We start from the raw sequence: 26,478 nt of genomic DNA on the forward strand, positions 1-26,478 counted from the left end.
CTTGCCCTGGCGAATGCCCGAAAACGGCATGGCAGGCCAACTCAATTACTGTATGCGCATACAGTAACCGAATAACCCGAAAAGTGCCAAGCCGTGATTAGCGAAGGTGACGAACGCCATCAACGCAAACGAGAAAAAGTCATTAACGCAGGAATGCCACCACCTGATCGGCGCTGAACGGCCATCCCAGTTCCGCGCCGGTATCGACCCTGCGCAAGACCGGGATTCGCAGGCTGTAGGCCTCGAACCACGACTCATCGTCAGCAATATCCACCAGCTCCACCAGCAGACCATGCTCGACAAAAGGCATCAGTTCAGCCTCGGCGACTTCACACAAATGGCACCCCAGGGTGCCGAACAACTGGCATTCAGGAAGCATGTGCGCTCAACCCCAAAAATCGAGTGATCATTCTAGGCCTGCCCGCAAGGCCCGTCGACCTGCCCACCGGGCTCAAATCCGCTCTTCGCAAAACCCTGATGTAAATCAGCCCACAAAATTGCCGTTTACGCGATGCTCCGGTGTTTTTTACCTCTACGCTTGAAGAGCCTGACCTGTTCCGGAGTGTCGTGTGTTTGCCAATCTGCTGATCATTCTGGCGTCGTCCCTGGTGATGATTGCCCTGTTCCGTCGCCTGCGCCTGCCACCTGTGCTGGGTTACCTGTGCGTGGGATTGATGGTCGGGCCGAAGGCGTTCGACTGGATCAATGAAAGCGAACACTTGCCTGACCTTGCCGAACTGGGGGTGGTGTTTCTGCTGTTTTCCCTGGGGCTGGAATTCTCCCTGTCGAAAATGATTGCCCTGCGCAAGGTGGTTTTCCGCCTGGGCAGCCAGCAGGTGCTGATCACCACACTGCTGCTGGGAAGCGTGCTGATGCTCCTGGGCATGCCCGCCACACCGGCCTTGCTGCTGGGCGCTGGCCTGTCGTTGTCATCCACGGCGATTGTGACCAAGGAACTGAGCAGCCTCGGCGAAATCTTCAGCAGCCATGGCCAGAACGCGGTAGGAGTCCTGTTGTTCCAGGACGTGGTGGCCGTATTGCTGCTGACGCTGGTGCCGGTGTTCGCCGGCAGCAGTGATCAGGCCTGGTACTGGGCGCTGCCCCTGACTTTGCTGAAGACAGTGTTGCTGTTTTTCGGTTTGTTGCTGGCCAGCCGCTGGCTGCTGCCCCGCCTGTTTCAGGAAGTCGCGGCTTCCCGATCGGCAGAATTGTTCGTGCTGCTGGCACTGGTGATCGTGTTGCTGACGGCCTGGCTGACCCACCTGCTGGGCCTGTCTCCAGCCCTCGGCGCGTTCCTCGCGGGCATGCTGCTGGGCGAGAGCCATTATCGACATCAGATCGAGGCCGATATCCGGCCGTTTCGCGACATTCTGCTGGGATTGTTTTTCGTCAGCATCGGCATGCTGATCGACCTGCAACTGTTCGCCAGCCACAGCCTGCTGATTATCGGGATGACCCTGGGTTTACTGGTGATCAAAGGCCTGGTGGTGGCGCTGCTGGTGAAATGGCGCGGCAGCGACAGTGAAACGGCCTGGCGCAGCGGCCTCGCCCTCGCCCAGGGCGGTGAATTCTGCTTCGCCCTGATGGCACAGATGCAGCAAACCCGGTTGCTCCCCGCCGAACTCGGTGCGCTGCTGCTCGCCGCCACCTTCTGCTCGATGCTGCTGACGCCCCTGCTGTTACGCGCCGCACCGCGCATCGCCGCCGCCCTGCACCGCAAACCCAACCAGGAAGCGCAGATCGAGGAAATCAGCGCCCTCAATGCGGGGTTCAACGGGCATGTGGTGATTTGTGGCTACGGCCGTGTCGGTCAGTCGATCGGGCGTTTCATGCGCAATGCCGGGCAAACCTACGTCGCGCTGGACAACGATCCGGTGCGGATCCAGGAAGCCGCCACCGCCGAGCGCGACGTCCACTACGGCGATTCAACCCGCGGCGATCTGTTGACCGCCGTCGGTTTGCTGCGCGCCAGGTTGCTGGTGATTGCTGTGGATCAAGCCGACGTGGCTCTGCGGGTTCTCAAGGAGGCAAGACGCCTCAACCCGACAGTGCCGATTCTGGTGCGCACCCGGGACGACAGCCAGTCGGCCGAGCTGAAGGCGGCCGGCGCCAGCGAAGTGGTGCCGGAACTGCTGGAGTCGAGCCTGATGCTCGGTTCCCATGCCTTGATCCTGCTCGGATTTCCTGCACACCGGGTGCAGGAGAAAGTCGATCAGGTGCGCATCGATCGTTATCGCCTGCTTCACGGCTTTTACCCCGGAGCCGACGATGAGGAGACCTAGTCCTGGCTTACCGCGCCGATCTTGTGCAACGACAGGTCGGCGCCGTAGTACTCCTGTTCCTGGCTCAGGCGCAGACCATGCAGCGCCTTGATCGAGCCATAGACGGCGAAACCGCCGGTCAACGCCACCGCCACACCGAGGGCGGTGCCGATCAACTGGCTGATCAGGCTGACGCCACCGAGCCCGCCCAACGCGGTCGAGCCGAAGATCCCGCAGGCAATGCCGCCCCACACGCCACACAGACCGTGCAACGGCCAGACACCCAGCACGTCATCGATGCGCCATTTGACCTGCGCCGCCGTGAAGCACCAGACAAACAGGGCGCCGGCAATCGCGCCGGTCACCAGCGCGCCAACCGGGTGCATCAGATCGGAACCGGCGCACACCGCCACCAGACCGGCCAGCGGACCGTTGTGCAGAAAGCCCGGGTCGTTGCGACCGACGATCAGCGCCGCCACCGTTCCGCCCACCATGGCCATCAGCGAGTTGACCGCCACCAGCCCGCTGACCCCCTGCAGGGTTTGCGCGCTCATCACGTTGAAGCCAAACCAGCCGACGATCAGAATCCACGACCCCAATGCCAGAAACGGAATGCTCGACGGCGCGAACGCCACAAGCTTGCCATCGCGATAGCGTCCGTTGCGCGGCCCGAGCAGCAGCACTGCCGCCAACGCCAGCCAGCCGCCCATGGCATGCACCACCACCGAACCCGCAAAATCATGGAAACCAGCGCCGAACTGTGCGGTCAGCCAGGCTTGCACACCGTAGTTGCCGTTCCAGATCATGCCTTCGAAAAACGGGTAGATGAACGCAACGATCAGCGCCGTGGCGCACAGTTGCGGCACAAACCGCGCTCGCTCGGCGATGCCGCCGGAAATGATCGCCGGGATCGCCGCCGCAAAGGTCAGCAGGAAGAAAAACTTCACCAGTCCATAACCATGATCGGCACTGAGTACCGCCGCCGGTTGCAGGAAGGTCACTCCGTACGAAAGCCAGTAGCCTATAAAGAAATAGGCCAGGGTCGACACCGCGAAGTCGCTGAGAATCTTCGACAGTGCATTCACCTGGTTTTTCTGGCGAACCGTTCCGACCTCCAGAAACGCGAAACCGGCGTGCATGGCCAGCACCATGACCGCACCGATCAGAATGAACAACGTGTTGGAACTGTGAACCAGCGTGTCCACAGCGCTTTGCAGATTTTCCATGAGGAGGCAGACCCGAGGCTGAAAAAGGCACCAAAGCGGTTCACGCGCACATTTCATGCACCAAGTTGCGACCATGCAGTCACTGATCCGGCAGGTCGGTGAACCGCTTTGGCGCACAAGGTCGATGGGCTGACATGAACCTTCATCATCCGGGCCAAGGTTTGCCCGGTTTTACGCCCGGCAACAGCGCACTGCCACCGATCGACGCACCACGACACAGCAAAGTTTGTACCAGTCATTTGTACTGAACCTTCACACTTGGCTCATACTCGAACGCTTCAGAACACCGCTTCAGAACGCCACTTACGGAGATCCCCCATGGCCAGCATCAAGGCAAAGACTGCTCAAGAAATCCTGATGAACGACTTCCAGACCCTGGTCAGCGACACTGAACGCTTGCTGGAGCACACCGCCACGCTGGCCGGTGATCAGGCCGATGAGTTGCGCGAACAGATCCACGAAAGCCTGCTGCGCGCGCGGGAAACCCTGAAGCTGACCGAAGACACCCTGCGCGAGCGCGGTCAGGCGGCGGTCACCGCCACCGAGGAATATGTATCGGCCAACCCGTGGCAATCGGTGGGCATCGCCGCCGGCGTCGGCTTTCTGATTGGCCTGCTGGCCACGCGGCGCTGATCATGTCGATCGGTGAATCCGGCCCGAACTCGGGCACCGCCTCCTCCACGCGTCGTCTGGGTGCTGCTGTTCTCGGTCTGCTGCACAGCCACGTCGAATTGTTCGGCATCGAACTGCAGGAACAGAAAGCACGCACCGTCAGCCTGTTGCTGTTCGCCGGCCTGGCACTGGTGTTTGCGCTGCTGTTGCTGGTCGGCCTGTCGACGCTTGTCCTGATCGTGTTCTGGGACACGTATCGCTTGGCCGCAATTATTGGTCTGTGCGTGTTCTACACCTTGGCGGCAATCTTTTGCGCGCTGCGTCTCAAAGCCGCGATCTTCGATGAATCCTCGCCTTTCCACGGCACGCTGGAAGAACTGGCCAATGATCGGGAGCGCCTGTTGCCATGAACCTGCCTGAACTTCCGCACAACAGCTCACGCAGGGAAATGCGCAAGGCACTGATCCGCCTGCGCATGGAAATGCACCGTCAGGAAATCCGCCATGAAACCGGCCAGGTCCTGCAACCACTGCAACGCATGCGTGGCATGACGCAAAACCTTCAGGGTGGTTTCGGCATCAAGCACGCGCCGTTGTGGGGCGTGGCGGCCGTGACACTGCTGGGCTTCATCACCGGTAAAGGGGCAAAGAGCGGTGGCGTAGGCGGTTTGACCCGACTGATCCGCCTGGGCACCAGCCTCGCTCCGCTGATCAAGCTGGTCATGCAGAGCTCGAGCAAGCGCTGAACCTTCGCATCTGGCTGCATTCTTGCAATACCGGCGGGATTGAATCTCTTATCCGGAGGTTCAATCCCGCTTGCCTGTCCGGCCGGCAGAATTCGACCAGAACAAGAACGACAAGGAGGCCCCGTGATCGACGGGCAACCGCTCGCCTGCTTTCAACCTTTCATCGATACCGCCACCGGACGCATTGCCGGGGTCGAGGCACTGGGCCGTCTGCGCCAGGCCGATGGCCAACTGGCGTCGGTCGGACCGCTGTTCGCCGACCCGCGCACCCCGGCCATCGCGCTGCGCCGCATGGACCGGCAGATCCGCGACAACGCGCTGAGTCGACTGCACGAGGCGCCGCCGGACTGGTTTCTCAGCCTGAACATGTCACCGCGCTGGATCAGCCGCTTGCGTGCCGACCAAGCACTGCCCAGCCTGAAGCAACTCGCGCGGCACGGTATCGACCCGCAACGGATTGTTTTCGAGATCACTGAACTGGGCGGTAACAGCCAGCGCCTGACCGAAGTCGTGGCGCGCTACCGCGATGCCGGCGCCCGGATCGCCATCGACGATTTCGGCGCCGGTTATTCGCAACTCGATCGCGTGCTGGCGCTGCAACCGGACATTCTCAAACTCGACATGCGTCTGTTCCAGGCCGCCGCACTGGGCGGGCCGAGCAGTGACGTGGTCAAGGCCCTCGCGCAAATGGCCGAAAAAACCGGCTGCTGGATCATTGCCGAAGGCGTGGAAACTGCGGCGCAACTGAATTTCGCGCTGGAGTGCGGATCGCGTTACGTGCAGGGCTTTTTGTTTGCCCGGGCGCAGGAGGCGCTTTTTGGTACGAATGACTTCGTGGAGCGCTTTGCCGAGCTGCGCCAGTCTTACGTGCGTCAGAAGCTGGCCGAGCGCAGCAAGCTGATGTTCATGCGCCAGCAGCTCAGTGAACTCATGACCATCCTCCAAACCTGGGCCCAGGCCCGCGCCCCACTCAGTGCACTGCCACAGCTCGACGCCTTTCCCTGGCTGCTGCGTTTTTATCAATGTGACCGCCACGGCACCCAACTGACGCCAAACCTGGAGTGGCGCCCCAGCGGCTGGGTCGCCGACAATCGCTATCTGGGTCACAACTGGTCGTGGCGCCCCTACTTCTATCACCTGCTGGCCGAAGGCTGGGAGGAACGGCGCCTGACCCTTTCCAACACCTATCGCGACGCTACCAGCAACCAGTATTGCCTGACCGCCGGACAGTTTTTTGATAACGGCGAGCGCCTGCTGCTGATCGACATCGATGCGGCGGGGCTGTAGTTGCGCTTGCAGATGCCAGCCTGAACCGGGAAGCTAGGGAATCAGTCACCAGACGGAGAGAATCAGCCTTGGATTGGCATACCCTGCTCAACCGCGAACGTCTCGGCAAACCGTTGCACAGCTCGCAGGAACTTGGCCGCAGCCCGTTCCATAAAGACCATGACCGCATCATCTTCTCCGGCGCCTTCCGCCGTCTGGGGCGCAAGACCCAGGTGCATCCGGTGTCGAGCAACGACCACATTCACACGCGCCTGACCCACTCGCTGGAAGTCAGTTGCGTCGGCCGCTCGCTGGGCATGCGCGTCGGCGAAACCCTGCGTCGCGCCTTGCCTGAATGGTGCGATCCGAGCGATCTGGGCATGGTGGTTCAATCGGCCTGTCTGGCACACGACATCGGCAACCCGCCGTTCGGCCACTCCGGCGAAGATGCGATCCGTCACTGGTTTCAGCAGGCTGCGGGCCGCGGCTGGCTGGATGCGATGAGCGATGCCGAACGCGGCGACTTCCTGAATTTCGAAGGCAACGCCCAAGGCTTCCGGGTACTCACGCAACTGGAGTATCACCAGTTCGACGGCGGTACCCGGCTGACCTACGCCACACTCGGGACCTATCTGAAATACCCTTGGACAGCCCGTCACGCCGACTCCCTCGGTTACAAGAAGCATAAGTTCGGCTGCTACCAGAGCGAGCTGCCGTTGCTGGAGCAGATCGCCCACAAGCTGGGTCTGCCGCAACTGGAAGAGCAACGTTGGGCGCGCCATCCTCTGGTGTATCTGATGGAGGCGGCGGACGACATCTGCTACGCCTTGATCGATCTGGAGGATGGCCTGGAAATGGAGCTGCTCGATTACGCCGAAGTCGAGTCGCTGCTGCTCGGTCTGGTCGGTGATGACCTGCCGGAAACCTATCGCCAGCTCGGCCCGCAGGATTCGCGCCGGCGCAAACTGGCGATCCTGCGCGGCAAGGCCATCGAACACCTGACCAACGCCGCCGCCCGGGCCTTCGTCGAACAACAGGACGCACTGCTGGCCGGTACGCTGTCGGGGGATCTGGTGGAACACATGCACGGCCCGGCCAAGCGTTGCGTGTTGAACGCCAAGGACATCGCCCGCAAGAAAATCTTCCAGGACAAGCGCAAGACCCTGCACGAGATCGGCGCCTACACGACCCTGGAGATTCTGCTCAACGCCTTCTGTGGTGCGGCCCTGGAACAGCACAACGGCCGCACGCCGTCGTTCAAGAGCCGCCGGATTCTCGATCTGCTGGGCAACAACGCACCGGATCCGCACGGCCCCTTGCACGCGTCGTTCCTGCGCATGATCGACTTCATCGCCGGCATGACCGACAGCTACGCCAGTGACATGGCGTTGGAAATGACCGGACGCTCCAGCCATTGACGCCTGCTGCCCGGCCGATCCGCAATAGGGCGGTCGGGCAACGCAGACGCATATGCCGATCATTTTCCCTCTGCAGGTGTATTCAGTTGCAAGGGACAAAGATAACCAGAAGTCAACTAATGACACTCATTGAAAGCCTTTAGCCGGTAAACTTTCTCTGGCCGCCATAAACTTTATAAATTCCCGCCATTGAACATCTCACGCGCTTACCTACGCCAAACCTAGTTAACCCGTAGTCTGATTCCTCTTTATTTGTAGGACTTATCCTAGATTGCCGCTAACGCCCTGAGGGTTCATGCGGCTGTTCATTCGATTGAGCTAAGGTTCGCCCTTTATTTGCGCTCGTATGGGATTTGATTATGAACTCCGTTTTTATTGTCGACGATCACCCGGTCATCCGCCTCGCCGTTCGAATGCTGCTCGAGCATGAAGGTTATAAAGTCGTCGGAGAAACCGATAACGGTGTCGATGCCATGCAGATGATTCGCGAATGCATGCCCGACCTGATCATTCTCGACATCAGCATTCCCAAGCTCGATGGCCTGGAAGTCCTGGCCCGCTTCAATGCCATGAGCTCGCCATTCAAGACGCTGGTACTGACTGCGCAATGCCCGACTCTGTTCGGTATTCGCTGTATGCAGTCAGGTGCATCGGGTTACGTGTGCAAGCAGGAAGACCTGAGTGAACTGGTCAGTGCGATCAAAGCTGTTCTTTCCGGTTACAACTACTTCCCCAGCCAGGCCTTGAACCCTGTTCGTCATGACGACGTGCGCTATGCAGAACTGGAACTTTTCAAATCAGTCAATGATAGGGAACTCATGGTTTTGCAACTTTTCGCCCAAGGCCGTACAAACAAGGAAATTGCCAAAGGCATGTTTCTCAGCAACAAGACAGTCAGCACTTACAAGAAACGACTGATGCAAAAACTGAAGGCCAAGTCTCTCGTAGAACTTATCGAAATGGCCAAACGTAACGCACTCGTGTGAGAGCCAACATGTCCAGCCGTTTAGTGAGTCTCCTGATTGCATTGAGTGCATGTCTGGGTTTCTGCATCTCTGCAACAGCCGCATCACCCACCTCGAAAGACCTCACCCTGCTCGGTCGTTCGGTCGAACCAACGGTGCAGGCCTTGTTCGATCCATCGCAAGTGGCGTGGCTGCACGCTCGCAATGAGTTGGTTCTGGGGACTTCAGCTCCGGATTACCCTCCGTTCGACATGACGCCCAGCGGACAAGACTACGAAGGCTTCACGGCGGATTACGCTTCACTGATTGGTCAGGCAACCGGTCTGCCGATCAGGGTCAAACGTTTCGCCTCGCGGGAGGCCGCCATCAAGGCATTGATGGACGGCCACATCGACATGCTCGGTACTGCCAACGGATTCGAAGCAGAAAACGCCAATATAGTACTGTCCAGGCCTTACGCCATCGATCAACCGGTCCTCGTCACACGCGAGGGCGAAACCCGCACGTTGACCGAAGGCCTGGCAGGACTGCGGCTGAGCATGCTGTATCACTACCTCCCGCTGGATGATGTCAAGGCGATGTATCCCAAAGCCCTCATCACCTCTTATCCGTCCTACCAGAACGCAATCAACGCCGTAGCGTTCGATCAGGCGGACGTGTTTCTCGGCGACACCATTTCCACCCATTACATGATCAACAAGGGTTACCTGAACAATATTCGCATGGCCAGTTTCGGCAAGCATGAGGCCCACGGCTTCAGCTTCGCCGTACATCGCAACAATCCACAGCTGCTCGCTATCATCAATACGGCGCTCAAGGCCGTACCGGGCAGCGAGCGCGAAAATATCGCCAAACGCTGGAGCGTGGGCAGCGACACACTTTTGACCGACCAGAAGCTGCAATTGACCAGACGCGAAGAGCAGTGGCTGAAAAATCATCCGGTGGTGAGCGTACTGGTCAACGAGGCTTTCGCGCCCCTGACATTCTTTGACAGTGACGGCAATTTTCGCGGCATCAGCGCCGACTTGCTTGAACTCATTCGTTTGCGCACCGGACTGCGCTTCGAAATCCGCCGCAGCCGCAGCGATGCCGAAATGATCAAGCAGGTCGAACACCACCAGGCTGACCTGATCGCAGCTTTGCTGCCGACCGCCCAGCGTGAGGAAACCCTGCAATTCAGCCGTCCCTATCTGGAAAATTCATACGTGTTGCTGACCCGAAAGGCCGCCGACAGCCCTACGCACTTGGGGCAACTGAAACGCAAGCGTCTGGCGATCGCTCAAGGCAATCCGATGATCGAGTACCTGCGCACCGAGTTTCCCCGCATTCAGCTGATCGAGACGCCGGATACTTACAGTGCTGTGGCGCTGCTCGATGAAGGTCAGGTCGAAGGCGCAGTGAACTCGCTGGTCATCGCAAACTACTTCATTGCATCACGAACCTTCGAACATCCCCTGCAGATCACCACCACCATCGGCACACGTCAGGCGGCTTTTTCTCTGGCGACAGCCCGGGACAACACAGAACTGAACTCGATCATCAACAAGACGCTGATGAGCATCACACCCGAAGAACTGGGCATTATCAATGGTCGCTGGCGGGGCTACTCAAACATTTCGCAAGGCACCTGGCATCAGTACCGGCGTTTCTTTTATCAGCTGATCGGCGGCGCCTGCCTGCTGTTGCTGCTGTCGCTGCTCTGGAATGCCTACATGCGCCGCCAGATCAAACAGCGTAAATCGGCGGAACGGGCCTTGAACGACCAACTGGAATTCATGAGTTCACTGGTCAACGGGACGCCCCACCCAATCTACGTGCGTGACCGACAGGGCCTGCTGCAAAGCTGCAATGACAGTTATCTGCAGGCGTTCAATGCCCGGCGCGAAGACGTCATCGGCAAAGATGTCATGCAGGGTGCGCTGAACAACGCTTTCGAGGCACAGGCGTATCAGGCCGACTATCAGCGGGTAGTGGCCGAAGGCAAACCGCTTGTGCTTGACCGACCGTTGCATATCGGCAACCGACGACTGACGATCTATCACTGGATTCTGCCCTACCGAGACTCCAGTGGCGACGTCCGGGGAATCATCGGCGGCTGGATCGACATCAGTGAGCGCCGCGAACTGCTCGATGAACTTCGCGCAGCCAAGGAACGGGCAGACGATGCCAACCGGGCCAAGAGTACGTTTCTGGCAACGATGAGTCATGAGATCCGCACGCCGATGAACGCAGTGATCGGCATGCTCGAGTTGACACTCAAGCGCATGGATCAGGCACACCCGGATCGCTCCGGCATCGAAACAGCCTACCATTCGGCCAGGGACTTGCTGGGCCTGATCGGCGACATACTGGACATTGCGCGCATTGAATCCGGGCGACTGAGTCTGAAACCCGAGCGAATCAACCTGATCGACACCGTGGGTTCGGTGGTCAGAATCTTCGAAGGGCTCGCCCGACAAAAACAGCTTTCACTGACTGTGTCCGTCTCCCCCCCTGAGCTGAATGTCGATGTGCAACTCGACCCTCTGCGCTTCAAACAGGTGCTGTCGAATCTGATCAGCAATGCCATCAAGTTCACCGACGCGGGGCAGGTCAGAATCACGCTGGATGTTCTTCCCACGGATGACCCCGAAGGTTCGATGGTGCAGCTGACCGTACAGGACAGCGGCATCGGGATCACGACGCAGGATCAGTTGCGGTTGTTCGAACCTTTTGCCCAGGCCGGTAACGATGGGCAACGGGCCGTCAGCGGCGCAGGGCTCGGGCTGGTCATCAGCCGCAACCTGTGCGAAATGATGGGTGGAAAACTGCGATTGAGCAGCCTGCCCGGAATTGGAACCCAGGTTCGGGTATCGCTACCGGTGACCATTCTGCCTGCACAAGTGGCGAGAGCTGAAGATGAATCACAGATTCAGCCATCCCTCATCCCGTTAACGGTTCTGGTGGTCGATGACCATCCGGCCAATCGACTGCTGATGTGCCAGCAGCTGGAATACCTCGGCCATCGATTCTGTATCGCGGAAGATGGCCTGCGCGGACTGGATGAATGGAAAAGCGGGGAGTTCGATCTGGTCATCGCCGATTGCAACATGCCCGTCATGAACGGTTATGAGCTGACCCGGGCGATTCGTCAGCACGAAAAGCTTACCAGCCGCCCGGCTTGCACGGTGCTGGGGTTCACCGCCAATGCCCAGCCCGAAGAGATCCTGCGCTGCAAGCAGGCAGGCATGAACGAATGTCTGTTCAAGCCCCTGAGCCTCAACAGCCTGAGCCAATGGATCAAGAGCATTCAGCCGGTGTTCGCCGCTCCGGCTTTCAACCTGCAGGGGCTGACGCTGCTGACCGGTGACAACCCCTCTCAAACCCACCGATTGCTGGCAGAACTGCTCAACAGCAGTCGCCTTGATCGGGAGGAGTTGCAGGCCCTGTGCCTCACCCGGGATCCCTCCGCGCTGGCCGTCATCGCACACAAGATCAAAGGCGCCGCACGCATTGCCCAGGCCTCGCGCCTGATCAACTGCTGTGATGCGCTTGAGCAGGCCTGCCTGCAAGTACTGCCGTGGGAAGAAATCGAGCGTCATTGCCAGGCCAGCCACCTCGCCATCCTGGAATTGGAGCAGGCACTGGAACAGCAACTGGCTCGGATCGCCAAAAGCAAAATGGCCGGGGCTTAACTATGCTTGGAGGCTGAGCAGTGTGCTTAACCTACACGGAGAGTCTGCAATGCCCAGCCCACTGCGCCCGGAACAACGCCGGTTTCCGCTGCATGTGCACATCAGCGTCATGTTCACCTTTCTGCTGTTGCTCACCGGAGTGGTGCTGGGTTTGTTCAACTACCACCAGACCACACACATCATTCTGTCGAGTAGTGAAAAGCTGTTCAGCCGGATCGAACAGGATGTACGTCTCGACCTGCAGGCCACTTATGCACCGATCCGGCACCTGCTGAGCCTGCTGGCAGAGACCCCCGCCGCCGGATCTCCCAGCCTTGAATCGCGCATGCCGCTGCTCAAGCCGTTCAGTCAGTCCCTGATGGACAATCCGGATCTGGCCTCGCTCTACCTGGGTTATGAAAACGGCGACTTTTTCATGGTCCGCCCCTTGCGCACGCCAGCGCTGAAAACCCTGCTAAAGGCACCGGACGCAGCAGCGTTTCAAGTCTGGAGCATCGAACATGACGCCAGCGGTCAGACACATTCACAATCACTGTTCTTCGACCAGGCACTGTCCCCGGTCGGCCGACAGGACCACCCCGACGAACCTTATGATCCTCGCAGCCGGGCGTGGTACATCAACGCACGGCAGCAGGCCGAACAGATCACCACCGAACCCTACGTCTTTTTCTCCACCCACAACGTTGGCACGACGCTGGCCCGACGCAGCGGTGAAGACGCCGTGATCGGCGCCGACCTGACCCTTGATGCACTCTCCGCGACCCTGATCAAACACGTGGTGACACCGGCCACGGAAATCGTCCTGTTCGACGCCGACGGCAACGCCGTGGCTTACCCCGACAGCCGCCGGCTGATCGTCGATGACCGCACGGCGCGCCTGGCCAAGGCCGCCGATTTGAGCCCCGCCTTGCACACCTTGTTGTCCGGGCACCAGGGCAATCGGCTCGAAGTGGATGGCCGACAATGGATCGTCGCCCGCAGCCAGCTGCAGGAAGGCGGGCCGAAAGGTTTGCAGATGGCTTTACTGGTGCCCGAAGACGAACTGCTGGTCGACGCCTATCGCCTGCGCTGGCAAGGAGCGCTCATCACGCTGGCTACCTTGCTGCTATGTCTGCCGTTGGGCTGGCTGATCTCGCGGGTTCTGGTGACGCCCTTGCATGCCTTGGTCAAGGAAGCCGATGCAATTCGCAGCTTCGACTTCAACTTCCCGGTGACCCGCCGATCGCTGGTGCTGGAGATTGACCAGTTGAGCCTGTCGATGGCTCGCATGAAAGACACCCTGGCCAGCTTCTTTCGCATCACTGACAGCCTGACCGCCGAAACCCGCTTCGACCCGCTGCTGGAACGGGTACTGTTCGAGACAGTGCAGATCGCCCAGGCCCAGGCGGGGCTGATTTATCTGCGTGAGAACGATGGCAATCGCATGGAGCCCTACGGCCTGGTGGTCGCAGACTCGTCTCAACCGTTGGCGGCATTCGATCTGCAAAGCCGCAGTCTTGATGCCTCGCAAAGCCCCGAATGGTTCCGGCAACTGGCCAACGCCGACACGGTCGTGAGCAACCTGGGTTTCGAACAGGCCACCGACCTGCAGAAAGTGCTGCTGGCCATGGGTTCACCGAGGGTGCATTTGGTTGGAATCCGTCTGCATAACCGGCACAACGAAACCGTCGGCCTGCTGGTGCTGCTGATCGACGATGGCGGCACGCCGAGTGACCTGGAAAAACTCCGGCCAGATCGCATCGCCTTTCTGCAAGCGGTGTCCGGGGCGGCCGCGGTGAGTATCGAGAGTCAACGCCTGCAAGCCAGACAGAAACAACTGCTGGATGCGTTCATTCAACTGCTGGCCGGCGCCATTGATGCCAAGAGTCCTTATACCGGCGGGCATTGCCAGCGCGTGCCGGAACTGACCCTGATGCTCGCCCGTGCCGCTGCAGCCAGTCAGGCTCCGGCCTTCAGCGATTACCAGCCGAGCGAAGACGAATGGGAAGCCTTGCACATCGCTGCATGGCTGCACGACTGCGGCAAGGTCACGACCCCGGAATACGTGGTCGACAAAGCCACCAAGCTGGAGACCCTGAACGATCGCCTTCACGAAATCCGCACCCGCTTCGAAGTGCTCAAGCGCGACGCCTGGATCAACTATTGGCAAGCCCTGGCGTTGGGTGGTGAAGAACAGCAACTGGCCGGTCTGCGCGAGGCCACCCTGACGGCACTGGATGATGATTTTGCGTTCGTCGCCCGCTGCAATCTGGGCAGTGAAACCATGCTCGAGGGTGACCTGCAACGTCTGCAAGACATCGCGCAACGCACCTGGACGCGCACGCTGGATGATCGATTGGGCCTGTCATGGGAGGAGAACCGGCGTCAGGCACGCACCCCGGCACCGACCCTGCCGGTCACCGAACCGCTGCTGGCGGACAAGCCCGAACATCTGCTGGAGCGCGCCGAAAGCGAGCTGATCCCGGAAGATAATCCGTGGGGGTTCAAACTCGACGTGCCGCCCTACAAATACAATCGCGGCGAGCTGTACAACCTCTGCATCCCCCGGGGCACGCTGACCCGCGAAGAACGCTACATCATCAACCACCACATGGTGCAGACGATCCTGATGCTCAGTCGCCTGCCCTTCCCCGGGCATCTGAACAGCGTCGCGGAAATCGCCGGCGGGCATCACGAAAAAATGGACGGCACCGGTTATCCCAAGCGCCTGAAGCGCGAAGACATGAGCCTGCCGGCGCGCATGATGGCGATTGCCGACATCTTCGAAGCGCTGACCGCCGCCGATCGCCCTTACAAAAAGGCCAAGTCCCTGAGCGAAGCACTGGGGATCATGGCCACCATGTGCCGCGACGCGCACGTCGATGCCGAGCTGTTCGAGCTGTTCATTCGCGATGGCGTGTATCTGCAATACGCCACGCGTTTTCTCGATCCACGGCAGATCGATGCCGTGGACCCGGCGGCCGTGCTGTTCAAGGCAGGCCTGACGACGTGATCAGCAATCGGTCAGACGCAGGAAGATCGCCGCCAGTTGTTCGATACCGGCCTGATCGTCCGTACCAAAACGCGCGAGCTTCGGGCTGTCGAGGTCGAGCACACCGATCAGGCGACCGTCCTTGACCAACGGGACCACCAGTTCGCTGTTCGACGCGCTGTCGCAGGCGATATGGCCGGGGAACGCATGAACGTCTTCGACCCGCTGCGTCTGCAGGCTGGCAGCCGCCGCGCCGCAAACGCCCCGACCGAACGGAATACGCACGCAGGCGATCTGGCCCTGGAACGGGCCGAGCACCAGCTCTTCGTTGCGATTGAGGTAGAAACCGGCCCAGTTCAGGTCATCGAGCTGGTTGAACAGGAACGCCGAAAACTGCGCGGCGTTGGCGATGAAATCGCGCTCGTCCGCCAGCAGCGACTCCAGTTGCGCGGCCAACATGCCATAGCCTTCGAGACCCTGGCCGCTCTGCTGCAAATCAATCATGCCTTGTGCTCCAACAATTTCAGTCCCACCCAATAACGGGCGAATTGGTACGCGCAACGTCCGTTGCGGTTGCCGCGGCCGGTTGCCCAGCGCACGGCGAGGATGTCCAGTTGTTCGTCGCGTTCCCAGCTCAGGCCGGCCTTGGCGGCCAACTGGCCGATCCAGTGCTCGACGACGTTGAGGAAATGTTCCTGGGTAAACGGATAGAACGACAGCCACAGGCCGAAGCGATCCGACAGCGCGATCTTGTCTTCCACCGCTTCGCTCGGATGCAGTTCGCCATCGACGCGCTTCCAGTTTTCGTTGTCGCTTTCCTTCTCCGGCACCAGATGGCGGCGGTTGGAGGTGGCGTACAACAACACGTTGTCCGGCGCCTGTTCGAGCGAGCCGTCCAGCACACTTTTCAGCACGCGGTAGTCGCCTTCGCCGGACTCGAACGACAGGTCATCGCAGAACAGCACAAAACGTTGCGGCAGCTTGGCGATCTGCTCCACCACCCGTGGCAGGTCCGCCAGGTGATCACGCTCGATTTCGATCAGACGCAAACCGGCCTTGGCGTGTTCAGCCAGCAACGCGCGCACCAGCGACGATTTACCGGTACCGCGCGAACCCCACAGCAGCGCATGGTTGGCCGGCATGCCGTCGAGAAATTGCTGAGTGTTGCGGCCCAGTTGCTCCAGCTGCCGGTCGACGCCGATCAGGTCCGACAGGCGCATGTCGAGGCTGACTTCCAGCGGCAGCAGATAACCGCTGCGACCGTCACGTTGCCAGCGAGCGGCAAGGCAGGTGCCCCAATCGATGATCGGGCGTGGCGCCGGCAGCAGTGGTTCGATCCGCGCCAGAACCGACTCGGCGCGCTCAAGAAAAGCATTCAATCGGGAATCCACGTCTTCTCCTCGGGCTCGTTCACAGTAATGATGGCGGTGCAGCGACGACAGACAGCGTTCGAAACCTGTCCCGGGCCTTGTTACAAGGCGCTTCGGGAACCCCGGAATCCGTGCATGATCGACTATGCTTGAGCAGCGAAGGGAAACGGAAGTGGTTCAACACCCCATGGATATCAAATTCACCCACCGGCTGTCGTACAAACAGGCCCGGCTTACCGTGCTGGTCGGGTTCATTCTGGGCACGCTGCTCAGCCTGCTGCAAATCGGCATCGATTATGCCAGTGAAGACGCGTCCATCAACCGTGAAATCCTGTCGTTGCTGGAAATCAGCCATAACCCGGCCTCGCGCATCGCCTACAACATCGACGCCGAACTGGCGCAAGAACTGACCCTGGGCCTGCTGCGCTCGCCAGCGATCATCTCGGCGCAACTGACCGACAACAATCAGACGGTGCTGGCCAACGTCAAACGGCCGGAGCTGCAAAGCGGCTACCGGATGATCAGCGACTTCCTGTTCGGCGCCAAACGTCAGTTTGAAGACCGCCTCTATCTCGATCACTTGCCCAACGAATCTCTCGGCACCCTGAAACTGGAAGTCGACACCTACGCGTTCGGCAGCCGCTTCCTGCGCCGTGCCGAGGTCACGTTGCTCAACGGCTTCGCCCGCAGCCTGATTCTCACCGGAATTCTGCTCGCGCTGTTCTACGTGATGCTGACCAAACCGCTGGTACGGGTAATCCGCGAACTCAGCGGTCGCGACCCGCGCAGCGCCGAGCCGACCACCCTGGAATGTCCAGCCGGGCATGCCAATGACGAGATCGGCGTGCTGGTCAAGGTCGCCAACCAGCAGTTCGAGAACATCGCCACGGAAATCCAGCAGCGACGCAATGCGGAAAACCGCCTCACTGACTACCTCGCGCAACTCGAAGACATCGTGTCGGCGCGTACCGCAGAGCTCAAGGCGATCAATGCACGACTCAGCCAGTCCAACCAGGAGCTGGAAGTGGCTCGCAGCACGGCGCTGGACATGGCCGAAGCACGCTCGGCATTTCTCGCCAACATGAGCCACGAGATCCGTACTCCGCTCAACGGCCTGCTGGGGATGATCGCTCTCTCGCTCGATGGCCCGCTCAACGCCGAACAGCAGCAGCAACTGTCCATCGCCCACGACTCGGGCAAGGTTTTGGTGGAATTGCTCAACGACATTCTCGACCTGTCCAAATTCGATGCAGGGCAACTTGAGCTGGAACACATTCCCTTCGATCTCGGCTCACTGATCGAAGACACCGCCAACCTGCTGTCACAGAACGCCGCACCGAGTGTCGAGCTGACCTGCCTGATCGATCCTTACTTCCCGGCGCTGGTGCTCGGCGATCCTACCCGGGTCAGGCAGATCGTCAGCAATCTTCTGTCCAATGCGCTGAAATTCACCCGCTTCGGCCGCGTCGATGTGCGATTGTCCACCTCGAAGGAAGGAGTACGCATCGAAGTCTGCGACACCGGTATCGGCATCGCTCAGGAAGCGCAGGTGAAGATTTTCCAGCCGTTTACCCAGGCGGGCGCCGGCATCACCCGCCAATACGGCGGCACCGGGCTCGGGCTGGCGCTGACCTACAACCTGTGCGAAGCCATGCAGGGGCGCCTGACCATCAGCTCCGAAGTGGGTTTCGGCAGTCAGTTCTGCGCCGAACTGCCGCTGCCCTGCCACACCCGTGCGGTGATTCCACCAGCGTTGCACGGCAAAGTGCTCGCGATCACCAACGCGGTCAGCGGCCTGGCGGAACTGCTGGAAAGCCTGCTGCCGGTCTGGGGGCTGACCTACGAGCAGCGAACCCTGGACGACCCGCTGCTCGGCCTCTCCCCCGACGTCATCATCACCGATTGCCCCGAATGCCTGTTCGGCCTGCGCCCGGCGATGACGGCACCGATTCTGCTGGTGACCGCTTATGGCAGCTTTCTGCCGGGTGAAGAAGCCGCCGCCCTCGCCCCGCTGCAGCAGCAGGCGCGACCGCTGGCCCGCAACGCGCTGTATCAGAATCTGCGCCGAACGCTGTTGCCGGACCTCACCACCAACGACCGCGCTCGCCTTGAGAGCGTCTCGTCTCAGCGGCGCGGTCGGGTGCTGCTGGTGGAGGACAACCCGGTCAATCAACTGGTGGCCAAAGGCATGCTGGGCAAGCTCGGCTGTGATGTCGTGGTCGCAGCCCATGGTGTAGAAGCGCTGGATCAGCTGGAACACGACGAGTTCGATCTGGTGCTGATGGACTGCAACATGCCGGTGATGGACGGCTATGAAGCCAGCCGCCAGATTCGTCAGAGCGGTCGCTGGCCGCACTTGCCGATTGTCGCCCTGACCGCAAACGCGATGGCCGAAGAGCGCGAGCGTTGCCGGGCGGCGGGCATGAGCGATTATCTGGCCAAGCCGTTTCGCCGTGAAGAACTGGCGGCGCTGCTGGATCAGTGGATACCGACTACGACAACGCTTTGATCTGGCCCAGCAGGTGATCGAGTCCCTCACGCAGCTCGTTGAGCCGGTCAAGGTCCACCCCGCTGTCGCACAACAGCCGCTCCTTCAAAGGCCCGACCTGTTCACGCAGCGCCTGCCCTTGCAGCGTGAGGCTCAGATGGACCTCACGCTCGTCCCGGGCCGAGCGCTGACGCTGGACCAGCTCAAGTTGCTCCAGACGCTTGAGCAGCGGCGTCAGCGTCCCGGAGTCCAGCGCCAGCCGCTCACCCAGCGCCTTGACCGTTGGTTGCTCCGGTGCGACTTGCTGCCATTCCCACAGCACCAGCATCGCCAGATATTGCGGGTAAGTCAGGCCGAGCTGATCGAGCATCGGCTTGTAGCCACGGATCACCGCCCGCGACGCGGCATACAACTTGAAGCACAGCTGACTGTCGAGCTTCAGCGAATCGGCGGACAGGCTGTTCATTTGAGCAACGCTTCGATCTCGCGGCTCAGATCCTGCGGCTTGGTGGCCGGGGCGAAGCGCTTGACCAACTGGCCGTCCTTGCCGATCAGGAACTTGGTGAAATTCCACTTGATGCCCTGGGAGCCCAGCACGCCCGGCGCGCGTTTCTTCAATTGCACAAACAGCGGGTGCGCACCGGTCCCGTTGACTTCGATCTTCTTGAACAGCGGGAAGCTGACGCCGTAGTTCAGTTCGCAGAACTCACTGATGGCGCCCTCGTTGCCCGGCTCCTGCTTGCCGAACTGGTTGCACGGGAAGCCCAGCACCACCAGGCCCTGATCCTTGTAGGTCTGCCACAGCTCCTCAAGGCCTTTGTACTGCGGCGTGAAACTGCATTTGCTGGCGGTATTGACCACCAGCACCGCCTTGCCGGCGAAATCGGCGAGGGTCTTTTGCTCGCCCTTGATGGTGGTGCACGGAATATTCAGCAGGTTATCGCTCATGTTGCGCACTCTTGAGAAATGGATAGACGGCAAAAATAGCGAGCAATTGAATTGTGTGCAATTTAATTGTTCGAAAGGCGACCCGTGGATCGCCCATATCGGTTACTCGCGCGGCACCAGGTCCAGGCACACCGAGTTGATGCAATAACGCAAGCCGGTCGGCGGCGGGCCGTCAGGGAAGACGTGGCCCAGGTGCGCATCGCATTTGGCGCATTTCACTTCGGTGCGGATCATGCCGTGGCTGGTGTCACGGATTTCGGTCATGGCGCTGTCGCCGATCGGCGCGTAGAAGCTTGGCCAGCCGCAACCGGAATCGAATTTGGTCCTGGAATCAAACAACGGCTCGTTGCAGCAGACGCAGTGATAGACACCGTCAGTCTTGGTGGCGTTGTATTTACCGGAGAACGGTCGCTCGGTGGCACTGAGACGACACACGTTGTATTGCTCGGGGTCGAGCATCGCCCGCCATTCTTCCAGGGTCTTTTCAATCTTTTCCATCATCACACCTCAGCGGCTGAAAAAGCCCGATCTGTACCTTTTCCACGGATCGGGCGGCACGTATGATTGCGCCTCGTCACACGCCAGTCTGGCAGCGGGTTCCTGCGCATTCAAACGGATTGTTGGAAACCGCCGCTCGAGACACTTGCCTGTGTGAAGACGCAGGATTCCCAGCACGGTTGTCCACCCGCCGCCTGGATCGTTCATTTTCGGGATCACATCGCCATGCAGTTCAGCAAATCGAACAAGCTCGCCAACGTCTGCTACGACATTCGCGGCCCGGTGCTCAAGCACGCCAAACGACTGGAAGAGGAAGGCCATCGCATCCTCAAGCTGAACATCGGCAACCCGGCGCCCTTTGGTTTCGAAGCGCCGGACGAAATTCTCCAGGATGTGATCCGCAACCTGCCGACCGCCCAGGGCTACAGCGATTCCAAAGGCCTGTTCAGCGCGCGCAAGGCGGTGATGCAGTACTACCAGCAGAAGCAGGTCGAAGGTGTCGGCATCGAAGACATCTACCTGGGCAACGGCGTGTCCGAGCTGATCGTGATGTCGCTGCAGGCGCTGCTCAACAACGGCGACGAAGTGCTGGTGCCGGCGCCGGACTACCCGCTGTGGACCGCTGCCGTGAGCCTGGCCGGCGGTAACGCGGTGCATTACCTGTGCGACGAGGGTGCCGACTGGTTCCCGGACCTGGCCGACATCAAGGCCAAGATCACCCCGAACACCAAGGCGATGGTGATCATCAACCCGAACAACCCGACCGGCGCGGTGTATTCGAAGGAAGTACTGCTGGGCATGCTGGAACTGGCCCGTCAGCACAATCTGGTGGTGTTCTCCGACGAGATCTACGACAAGATCCTCTACGACGACGCCGTGCACATCTGCACCGCATCCCTGGCCCCGGATCTGCTGTGCCTGACTTTCAACGGTCTGTCCAAGTCGTATCGCGTGGCGGGTTTCCGTTCCGGCTGGATCGCCATTTCCGGGCCGAAACACAACGCCCACAGCTACATCGAAGGCATCGACATGCTGGCCAACATGCGCCTGTGTGCCAACGTGCCGAGTCAGCACGCGATCCAGACCGCCCTGGGCGGCTATCAGAGCATCAACGATCTGGTTCTGCCGCAAGGCCGGTTGCTGGAACAACGCAACCGTACCTGGGAACTGCTCAACGACATTCCCGGCGTGAGCTGCGTGAAGCCGATGGGTGCGCTGTACGCGTTCCCGAAGATCGACCCGAAAGTCTGTCCGATCCACAACGACGAGAAATTCGTGCTCGACCTGCTGCTCTCCGAGAAGCTGCTGGTGGTGCAAGGCACGGCGTTCAACTGGCCGTGGCCTGACCACTTCCGCGTGGTCACGCTGCCGCGGGTCGATGACCTGGACATGGCCATCGGTCGCATTGGCAACTTCCTCAAGTCGTACCGCCAGTAACCGGCGCTCAGTGCGCAACGGCCCGAACGTTGCGCACTGTCTGATTCAGCAACACTTCTGCTGCTCCCCTCCTCCAGCACCTTCTACACTTGCGAGTCATACGAATCATGCGTGCCTGACGCAATGAGACCGGGTGCCGCGTGCCTGTCATCCATAGCGGATTCGGCAGTGGGAAATATCCCATGTCCGACGAATCCGGTGTAGGACACAGTTTGAAATAGTCACTCGGTTGAATCGCCAGGTGCCGCACCTTATATACCCCGCAGTACGCTACATCTTTAGCTTGAGGAGACTTCTACAACCATGATGCGCATCCTGCTGTTTTTGGCCACTAACCTGGCGGTCGTGCTGATAGCCAGCATCACCCTGAGCCTTTTCGGCTTCAACGGGTTCATGGCGGCCAACGGGGTTGATCTCAACCTCAGTCAGCTGCTGGTTTTCTGTGCAGTCTTTGGTTTTGCCGGTTCCCTGTTCTCGCTGTTCATCTCCAAGTGGATGGCGAAAATGAGCACCAGCACCCAGATCATCACCCAGCCACGTACTCGTCACGAGCAGTGGCTGCTGCAAACCGTCGAGCAACTGTCCCGGGAAGCCGGGATCAAGATGCCCGAAGTCGGTATTTTCCCGGCCTATGAAGCGAACGCCTTCGCCACCGGCTGGAACAAGAACGACGCACTGGTCGCGGTCAGCCAGGGCTTGCTCGAGCGTTTCAAGGAAGATGAAGTGCGGGCCGTGCTGGCCCACGAGATCGGCCACGTGGCCAACGGCGACATGGTCACCCTGGCGCTGATACAGGGCGTGGTGAACACCTTCGTGATGTTCTTCGCGCGGATCATCGGCAACTTCGTCGACAAGGTGATTTTCAAGAACGAAGAAGGCCAGGGCATGGCCTATTACATCGCGACCATTTTCGCCGAACTGGTATTGGGCATTCTGGCCAGCGCAATCGTGATGTGGTTCTCGCGCAAACGCGAGTTCCGTGCCGATGATGCCGGCGCCCGCCTGGCCGGTACGGGGGCGATGATCAACGCCTTGCAACGCTTGCGCGCCGAACAGGGCCTGCCGGTGCACATGCCTGACACCCTGAATGCCTTCGGCATCAACGGCGGTATCAAACAGGGGTTTGCTCGCATGTTCATGAGCCACCCGCCGCTGGAAGATCGTATCGACGCCCTGCGTCGTCGCGGCTGATCAGCCCCGCTCCAACAGAAAGGCCCGCAGCGATGCGGGCCTTTTTTGTTGTTCTGTTACTGAGGAGTCAGGCGGTACACCCGCTCTTCCAGCCGTGTCACACCCGCCTGCAGGAACTTCCCGCTTTCGCTCAGTACGTCCTGTTCTTCCAGCGCCTGCACCGCCCAGTCGCCACCGAGCAGCTGCTGCACCTCGGCATCTGTCACCGCAAACGGCGGCCCGGACATCCGAGCCTGATCGTAATCCAGCGTGATCAGCAAACCACGCAGCCCCGTCGGCAGGATGCTCAACAAATGCGCCGCATAGCGCTCACGCATTGGCGCCGGCAAGGCGATCAGCGCCGCACGGTCATACAACGCCGTACAATCGGCCACATCGTTCGCAGACAAGGCGAAGAAATCCCCGCACCACAACTCGATCGCGCCGGCCCGATAAACCTTGAAGCTGCCCTCTTCACTGATCTGCGGCTGCAATTGCTGCTCACGGAAGAAGTCTTCCACGGCCTTCTCCGACAGCTCGACGCCGAGCACCCGATGCCCACGCCCGGCAAGCCACAGCAGATCCAGGCTTTTCCCACACAACGGCACCAGCACACGCGCCTGCGCCGGGATGGCCAGATCGGGCCAGTGCCGCTGCAAATACGGGTTCACCTCCGGCTGGTGAAAGCCGATCTGGTTCGATTCCCACTTTTTGTGCCAAAACTCCGACTGCATGCATCCTCCAAAGAATTCGATCAAAAGGCGTTAAAACTTATATTGGAATTAGATCAATGAACTGACTGAAGATGAACCATCTTAACGCTCAGGAACCTTTCCATGTTTCCCAGCCTGTTTATCTCCCATGGCTCGCCCATGCTGGCACTTGAGCCCGGCGCCAGCGGCCCGGCCCTGGCGCGGTTGGCGGCCGAACTGCCACGCCCGAAAGCCATCGTCATCGTATCCGCCCACTGGGAAAGCCATGAGCTGCTGGTCAGCGGCCATCCGCAACCGGAAACCTGGCACGACTTCGGCGGTTTCCCCCGCGCGCTGTTTGAAGTGCAGTATCCGGCCCCGGGCGATCCGCAACTCGCCCGTAGGGTTGCCGATCTGCTGACCGCCAACGACCTGCCGGCACGCCTCGATCCACAACGACCGTTCGATCACGGTGTGTGGGTGCCGCTGTCGCTGATGTACCCGCAGGCTGACATCCCGGTGGTGCAGGTTTCCCTACCGAGTCGTGGCGGTCCGGCGCTACAGAACCGCGTCGGCCAGGCGCTGGCCAGGCTGCGCGAACAGGGCATTCTGTTGATCGGCTCCGGCAGCATCACCCACAACCTGCGAGAACTGGACTGGCACGCCGGCCCGGAGAGCGTCGAACCGTGGGCGCGGGACTTCCGTGACTGGATAGTCGACAAGCTGGCCGCCAACGACGAAGCCGCCCTGCACGATTACCGTCAGCAGGCACCGAACGCAGTACGCAACCATCCAAGCGACGAGCACCTGTTGCCGCTGTACTTCGCCCGAGGTGCCGGCGGTGATTTCAGCATTGCCCATCAAGGTTTCACCATGGGCGCACTGGGCATGGACATCTACCGCTTCGGCTGATGCCCAAATCGCAGGCATAAAAAATCCCCGAACCAGTCGGGGATTTTTTATGTTCGATCAATCAGCCCAGAGGCGGATCAATCTTCGCGGTAGCGACGCAGCTTCAACTGCTTACCGGCAACGCGAGTGTCCTTCAGCTTGGTCAGGAGTTTGTCCAGACCATCTTCCGGCAGCTCGACGAGGCTGAAGCTGTCACGCACCTGAATGCGACCGATGGCTTCACGTGCCAGACCACCTTCGTTGAGGATGGCGCCCAGCAGGTTTTTCGCCGCGATACCGTCACGCGCGCCCAGCGCGGTACGGCAACGGGCACGGCCTTCGCCCAATGGCATCGGAGCACGACGCTCACGATCACCACGGTCCGGACGATCACCGGAACGCTCAGGACGGTCGCCACGCGGTGCGCTGTTCGGCACCAGTGGACGTTCCTTCTCGATCGCTGCCAGGTTCAGCGCCTGACCATTGGTGGCCTTGCGCAGCAGAGCGGCAGCCAGGGCGCGTGGGGTGCAACCGATGTCGGCGGTCAGGCGATCCAGCAGATCACCGTGAGTCGATTCGGCGTCAGCCACCAGCGGCGACAGGCTGTTGGTCAGCTTCTTGATGCGGGCATCAAGAACGGCCTGGGCGTCCGGCAGACGCACTTCGGCAACTTTCTGACCGGTTACACGCTCGATTACCTGCAGCATGCGGCGCTCACGTGGCGTCACCAGCAGCAGCGCGCGGCCTTCGCGACCGGCGCGGCCGGTACGGCCGATACGGTGCACGTAGGATTCCGGATCGTACGGCATGTCCACGTTGAACACGTGGGTGATGCGCGGAACGTCCAGACCACGGGCGGCAACGTCGGTCGCTACAACGATGTCCAGACGGCCATCTTTCAGCGAGTCGATCACGCGCTCACGCTGGTTCTGGGCGATGTCGCCGTTCAACGCGGCGGCTTTGTAGCCTTTGGCGTCGAGGGCGCTGGCCAGATCCAGGGTCGCTTGCTTGGTGCGCACGAACATGATCAGAGCGTCGAAATCTTCCACTTCCAGCAAGCTGAGAACGGCAGAGGTCTTCTGGTCAGCGTGAACCAACAGGTGAGCCTGTTCGATCGCGGTAACGGTCTGGGTCTTGCTCTGGATCTTCACGTGCTTTGGATCGCGCAGGTGACGCTCGGCGATGGCACGGATCGATTGCGGCAGGGTCGCCGAGAACAATACGGTCTGACGGGTTTCCGGCATGGCCTTGAAGATGACTTCGAGGTCGTCCATGAAGCCCAGTTTGAGCATTTCGTCTGCTTCGTCGAGAACCAGGTGGTTCACGGTCTGCAGTACTTTTTCGTCGCGACGCAGGTGGTCGCACAGACGGCCCGGAGTGGCGACAACGATCTGTGCGCCATTACGGATTGCTTTCAATTGTGGGCCCATCGGCGCGCCGCCGTAGACAGCCACAACAGTTACGCCCGGCATTTGCTTGGCGTAGGTTTCGAAAGCGGTTGCAACTTGTAGCGCCAACTCACGAGTTGGGGCCAGGATCAGAGCTTGCGGCTCGCGCTTGGACGGATCGATGCGGTGCAGGATAGGCAGGGCAAAGGCAGCGGTTTTACCGGTACCGGTTTGCGCCTGACCAATCATATCGTGACCGGCGAGGATGATCGGGATCGACTGCTGCTGAATGGCCGAAGGCTCTTCATAGCCGGTAGCGACTACTGCAGCGACAATATTGGGATGAAGTTCAAGAGCGGCGAAGCCGCCGATTTCCTGGGTCATGGGTCTGCCTCTAAGTGCATCCGCAAAGACCCATGCTCCAAAGCTGCACATGCCGTGTTGAGACTCAAGAGTCG

22 protein-coding genes are annotated in these 26,478 nt (G+C 60.3%); 13 read left to right on the forward strand and 9 right to left on the reverse strand.

Features of this window, described 5'->3' with window-relative positions; translation table 11 throughout:
* Positions 1–142: 142 nt before the first annotated feature.
* Positions 143–379, reverse strand: coding sequence for a glutaredoxin family protein (locus tag ACM6JM_RS05770; RefSeq protein ID WP_007955734.1), 237 nt, complete (start codon positions 377–379; stop codon positions 143–145).
* A 190-nt stretch (positions 380–569) separates the two neighbouring features.
* Between ACM6JM_RS05770 and ACM6JM_RS05775 the strand changes: the two genes are divergently transcribed.
* Positions 570–2,282, forward strand: a complete 1,713-nt coding sequence (locus ACM6JM_RS05775; protein ID WP_039770422.1) for a cation:proton antiporter — start codon at positions 570–572, stop codon at positions 2,280–2,282.
* On the opposite strand, the gene ACM6JM_RS05780 is transcribed toward ACM6JM_RS05775, so the two are convergent.
* Complete coding sequence (locus ACM6JM_RS05780) at positions 2,279–3,487, reverse strand: ammonium transporter (protein ID WP_103386342.1); 1,209 nt, start codon at positions 3,485–3,487, stop codon at positions 2,279–2,281. The two genes, ACM6JM_RS05775 and ACM6JM_RS05780, sit on opposite strands and share 4 nt — an antisense overlap.
* A 318-nt stretch (positions 3,488–3,805) precedes the next feature.
* Here ACM6JM_RS05780 and ACM6JM_RS05785 point away from each other — a divergent pair, with 318 nt between their 5' ends.
* The 8 genes from ACM6JM_RS05785 to ACM6JM_RS05820 all read left to right on the forward strand — a co-directional run bounded on the left by ACM6JM_RS05785 (position 3,806) and on the right by ACM6JM_RS05820 (position 15,159).
* Positions 3,806–4,120, forward strand: a complete 315-nt coding sequence (locus ACM6JM_RS05785; RefSeq protein WP_007955729.1) for a DUF883 family protein — start codon at positions 3,806–3,808, stop codon at positions 4,118–4,120.
* A gap of 2 nt (positions 4,121–4,122) precedes the next feature.
* Positions 4,123–4,509 carry a phage holin family protein gene (locus tag ACM6JM_RS05790; protein WP_011335280.1) on the forward strand — a complete coding sequence of 129 codons (387 nt, stop codon included), beginning with the start codon at positions 4,123–4,125 and terminating at the stop codon, positions 4,507–4,509.
* On the forward strand, positions 4,506–4,844 hold the full coding sequence (locus tag ACM6JM_RS05795) for a hypothetical protein (RefSeq protein ID WP_039770424.1): 339 nt from the start codon (positions 4,506–4,508) through the stop codon (positions 4,842–4,844). Before ACM6JM_RS05790 ends, ACM6JM_RS05795 begins: the two co-directional genes overlap by 4 nt.
* Positions 4,845–4,967: 123 nt before the next feature.
* Positions 4,968–6,131, forward strand: coding sequence for an EAL domain-containing protein (locus ACM6JM_RS05800; RefSeq protein ID WP_039770425.1), 1,164 nt, complete (start codon positions 4,968–4,970; stop codon positions 6,129–6,131).
* A gap of 68 nt (positions 6,132–6,199) precedes the next feature.
* The gene (locus ACM6JM_RS05805; RefSeq protein WP_039770427.1) at positions 6,200–7,528 is read left to right on the forward strand and encodes a deoxyguanosinetriphosphate triphosphohydrolase; all 1,329 of its coding nucleotides are present in this window, start codon (positions 6,200–6,202) and stop codon (positions 7,526–7,528) included.
* A gap of 359 nt (positions 7,529–7,887) precedes the next feature.
* Entirely contained in the window at positions 7,888–8,514 is a 627-nt protein-coding gene (locus ACM6JM_RS05810; protein WP_039770429.1) for a response regulator transcription factor, read from the forward strand.
* An 8-nt stretch (positions 8,515–8,522) separates the two neighbouring features.
* Positions 8,523–12,167 (forward strand): transporter substrate-binding domain-containing protein, encoded by a 3,645-nt coding sequence (locus tag ACM6JM_RS05815; protein WP_414881445.1) that lies wholly within the window; start codon positions 8,523–8,525, stop codon positions 12,165–12,167.
* 49 nt (positions 12,168–12,216) lie between these two features.
* Positions 12,217–15,159: an HD domain-containing phosphohydrolase gene (locus ACM6JM_RS05820; protein ID WP_414881446.1), complete on the forward strand. Its 2,943-nt coding sequence runs from the start codon at positions 12,217–12,219 to the stop codon at positions 15,157–15,159.
* On the opposite strand, the gene ACM6JM_RS05825 is transcribed toward ACM6JM_RS05820, so the two are convergent.
* Together ACM6JM_RS05825 and ACM6JM_RS05830 are read right to left on the reverse strand one after the other, a co-directional pair.
* Positions 15,160–15,642, reverse strand: a complete 483-nt coding sequence (locus ACM6JM_RS05825) for a GAF domain-containing protein (RefSeq protein WP_039770434.1) — start codon at positions 15,640–15,642, stop codon at positions 15,160–15,162. It abuts the gene before it with no gap.
* Positions 15,639–16,529, reverse strand: coding sequence for an ATP-binding protein (locus ACM6JM_RS05830; RefSeq protein ID WP_414881447.1), 891 nt, complete (start codon positions 16,527–16,529; stop codon positions 15,639–15,641). The genes ACM6JM_RS05825 and ACM6JM_RS05830 overlap by 4 nt, the downstream gene beginning before the upstream one ends.
* 166 nt (positions 16,530–16,695) lie before the next feature.
* On the opposite strand from ACM6JM_RS05830, the gene ACM6JM_RS05835 reads away from it, so the two are divergent.
* Positions 16,696–19,017: a response regulator gene (locus tag ACM6JM_RS05835; protein ID WP_163976055.1), complete on the forward strand. Its 2,322-nt coding sequence runs from the start codon at positions 16,696–16,698 to the stop codon at positions 19,015–19,017.
* Here the strand turns inward: ACM6JM_RS05835 and ACM6JM_RS05840 are convergent.
* From ACM6JM_RS05840 to msrB, 3 genes are all read right to left on the reverse strand, one after another.
* Positions 19,001–19,462, reverse strand: a complete 462-nt coding sequence (locus ACM6JM_RS05840; protein ID WP_039770440.1) for a MarR family winged helix-turn-helix transcriptional regulator — start codon at positions 19,460–19,462, stop codon at positions 19,001–19,003. The genes ACM6JM_RS05835 and ACM6JM_RS05840 overlap by 17 nt on opposite strands.
* Positions 19,459–19,944: a glutathione peroxidase gene (locus ACM6JM_RS05845; protein ID WP_414881448.1), complete on the reverse strand. Its 486-nt coding sequence runs from the start codon at positions 19,942–19,944 to the stop codon at positions 19,459–19,461. Before ACM6JM_RS05845 ends, ACM6JM_RS05840 begins: the two co-directional genes overlap by 4 nt.
* A gap of 102 nt (positions 19,945–20,046) precedes the next feature.
* The gene (msrB, locus tag ACM6JM_RS05850) at positions 20,047–20,442 is read right to left on the reverse strand and encodes a peptide-methionine (R)-S-oxide reductase MsrB (RefSeq protein ID WP_039770441.1); all 396 of its coding nucleotides are present in this window, start codon (positions 20,440–20,442) and stop codon (positions 20,047–20,049) included.
* A gap of 225 nt (positions 20,443–20,667) precedes the next feature.
* Here msrB and ACM6JM_RS05855 point away from each other — a divergent pair, with 225 nt between their 5' ends.
* Together ACM6JM_RS05855 and htpX are read left to right on the forward strand one after the other, a co-directional pair.
* Positions 20,668–21,879, forward strand: a complete 1,212-nt coding sequence (locus ACM6JM_RS05855) for a pyridoxal phosphate-dependent aminotransferase (protein WP_007955711.1) — start codon at positions 20,668–20,670, stop codon at positions 21,877–21,879.
* A 303-nt stretch (positions 21,880–22,182) separates the two neighbouring features.
* A complete protein-coding gene (gene htpX / locus ACM6JM_RS05860) occupies positions 22,183–23,070 on the forward strand; it encodes a protease HtpX (protein WP_074687972.1) in 888 nt (295 codons plus the stop codon).
* 56 nt (positions 23,071–23,126) lie between these two features.
* On the opposite strand, the gene ACM6JM_RS05865 is transcribed toward htpX, so the two are convergent.
* The gene (locus ACM6JM_RS05865) at positions 23,127–23,783 is read right to left on the reverse strand and encodes a thiopurine S-methyltransferase (protein ID WP_103386346.1); all 657 of its coding nucleotides are present in this window, start codon (positions 23,781–23,783) and stop codon (positions 23,127–23,129) included.
* Between the two features lie 102 nt (positions 23,784–23,885).
* Here ACM6JM_RS05865 and ACM6JM_RS05870 point away from each other — a divergent pair, with 102 nt between their 5' ends.
* The gene (locus ACM6JM_RS05870; RefSeq protein WP_074687976.1) at positions 23,886–24,653 is read left to right on the forward strand and encodes a DODA-type extradiol aromatic ring-opening family dioxygenase; all 768 of its coding nucleotides are present in this window, start codon (positions 23,886–23,888) and stop codon (positions 24,651–24,653) included.
* Between the two features lie 77 nt (positions 24,654–24,730).
* Here the strand turns inward: ACM6JM_RS05870 and ACM6JM_RS05875 are convergent, their stop codons facing one another.
* Entirely contained in the window at positions 24,731–26,404 is a 1,674-nt protein-coding gene (locus tag ACM6JM_RS05875; protein WP_007955707.1) for a DEAD/DEAH box helicase, read from the reverse strand.
* Positions 26,405–26,478: the final 74 nt, after the last annotated feature.

This window comes from Pseudomonas sp. IT-P2, assembly GCF_949767575.1.
GTDB lineage: Bacteria > Pseudomonadota > Gammaproteobacteria > Pseudomonadales > Pseudomonadaceae > Aquipseudomonas > Aquipseudomonas pharyngis.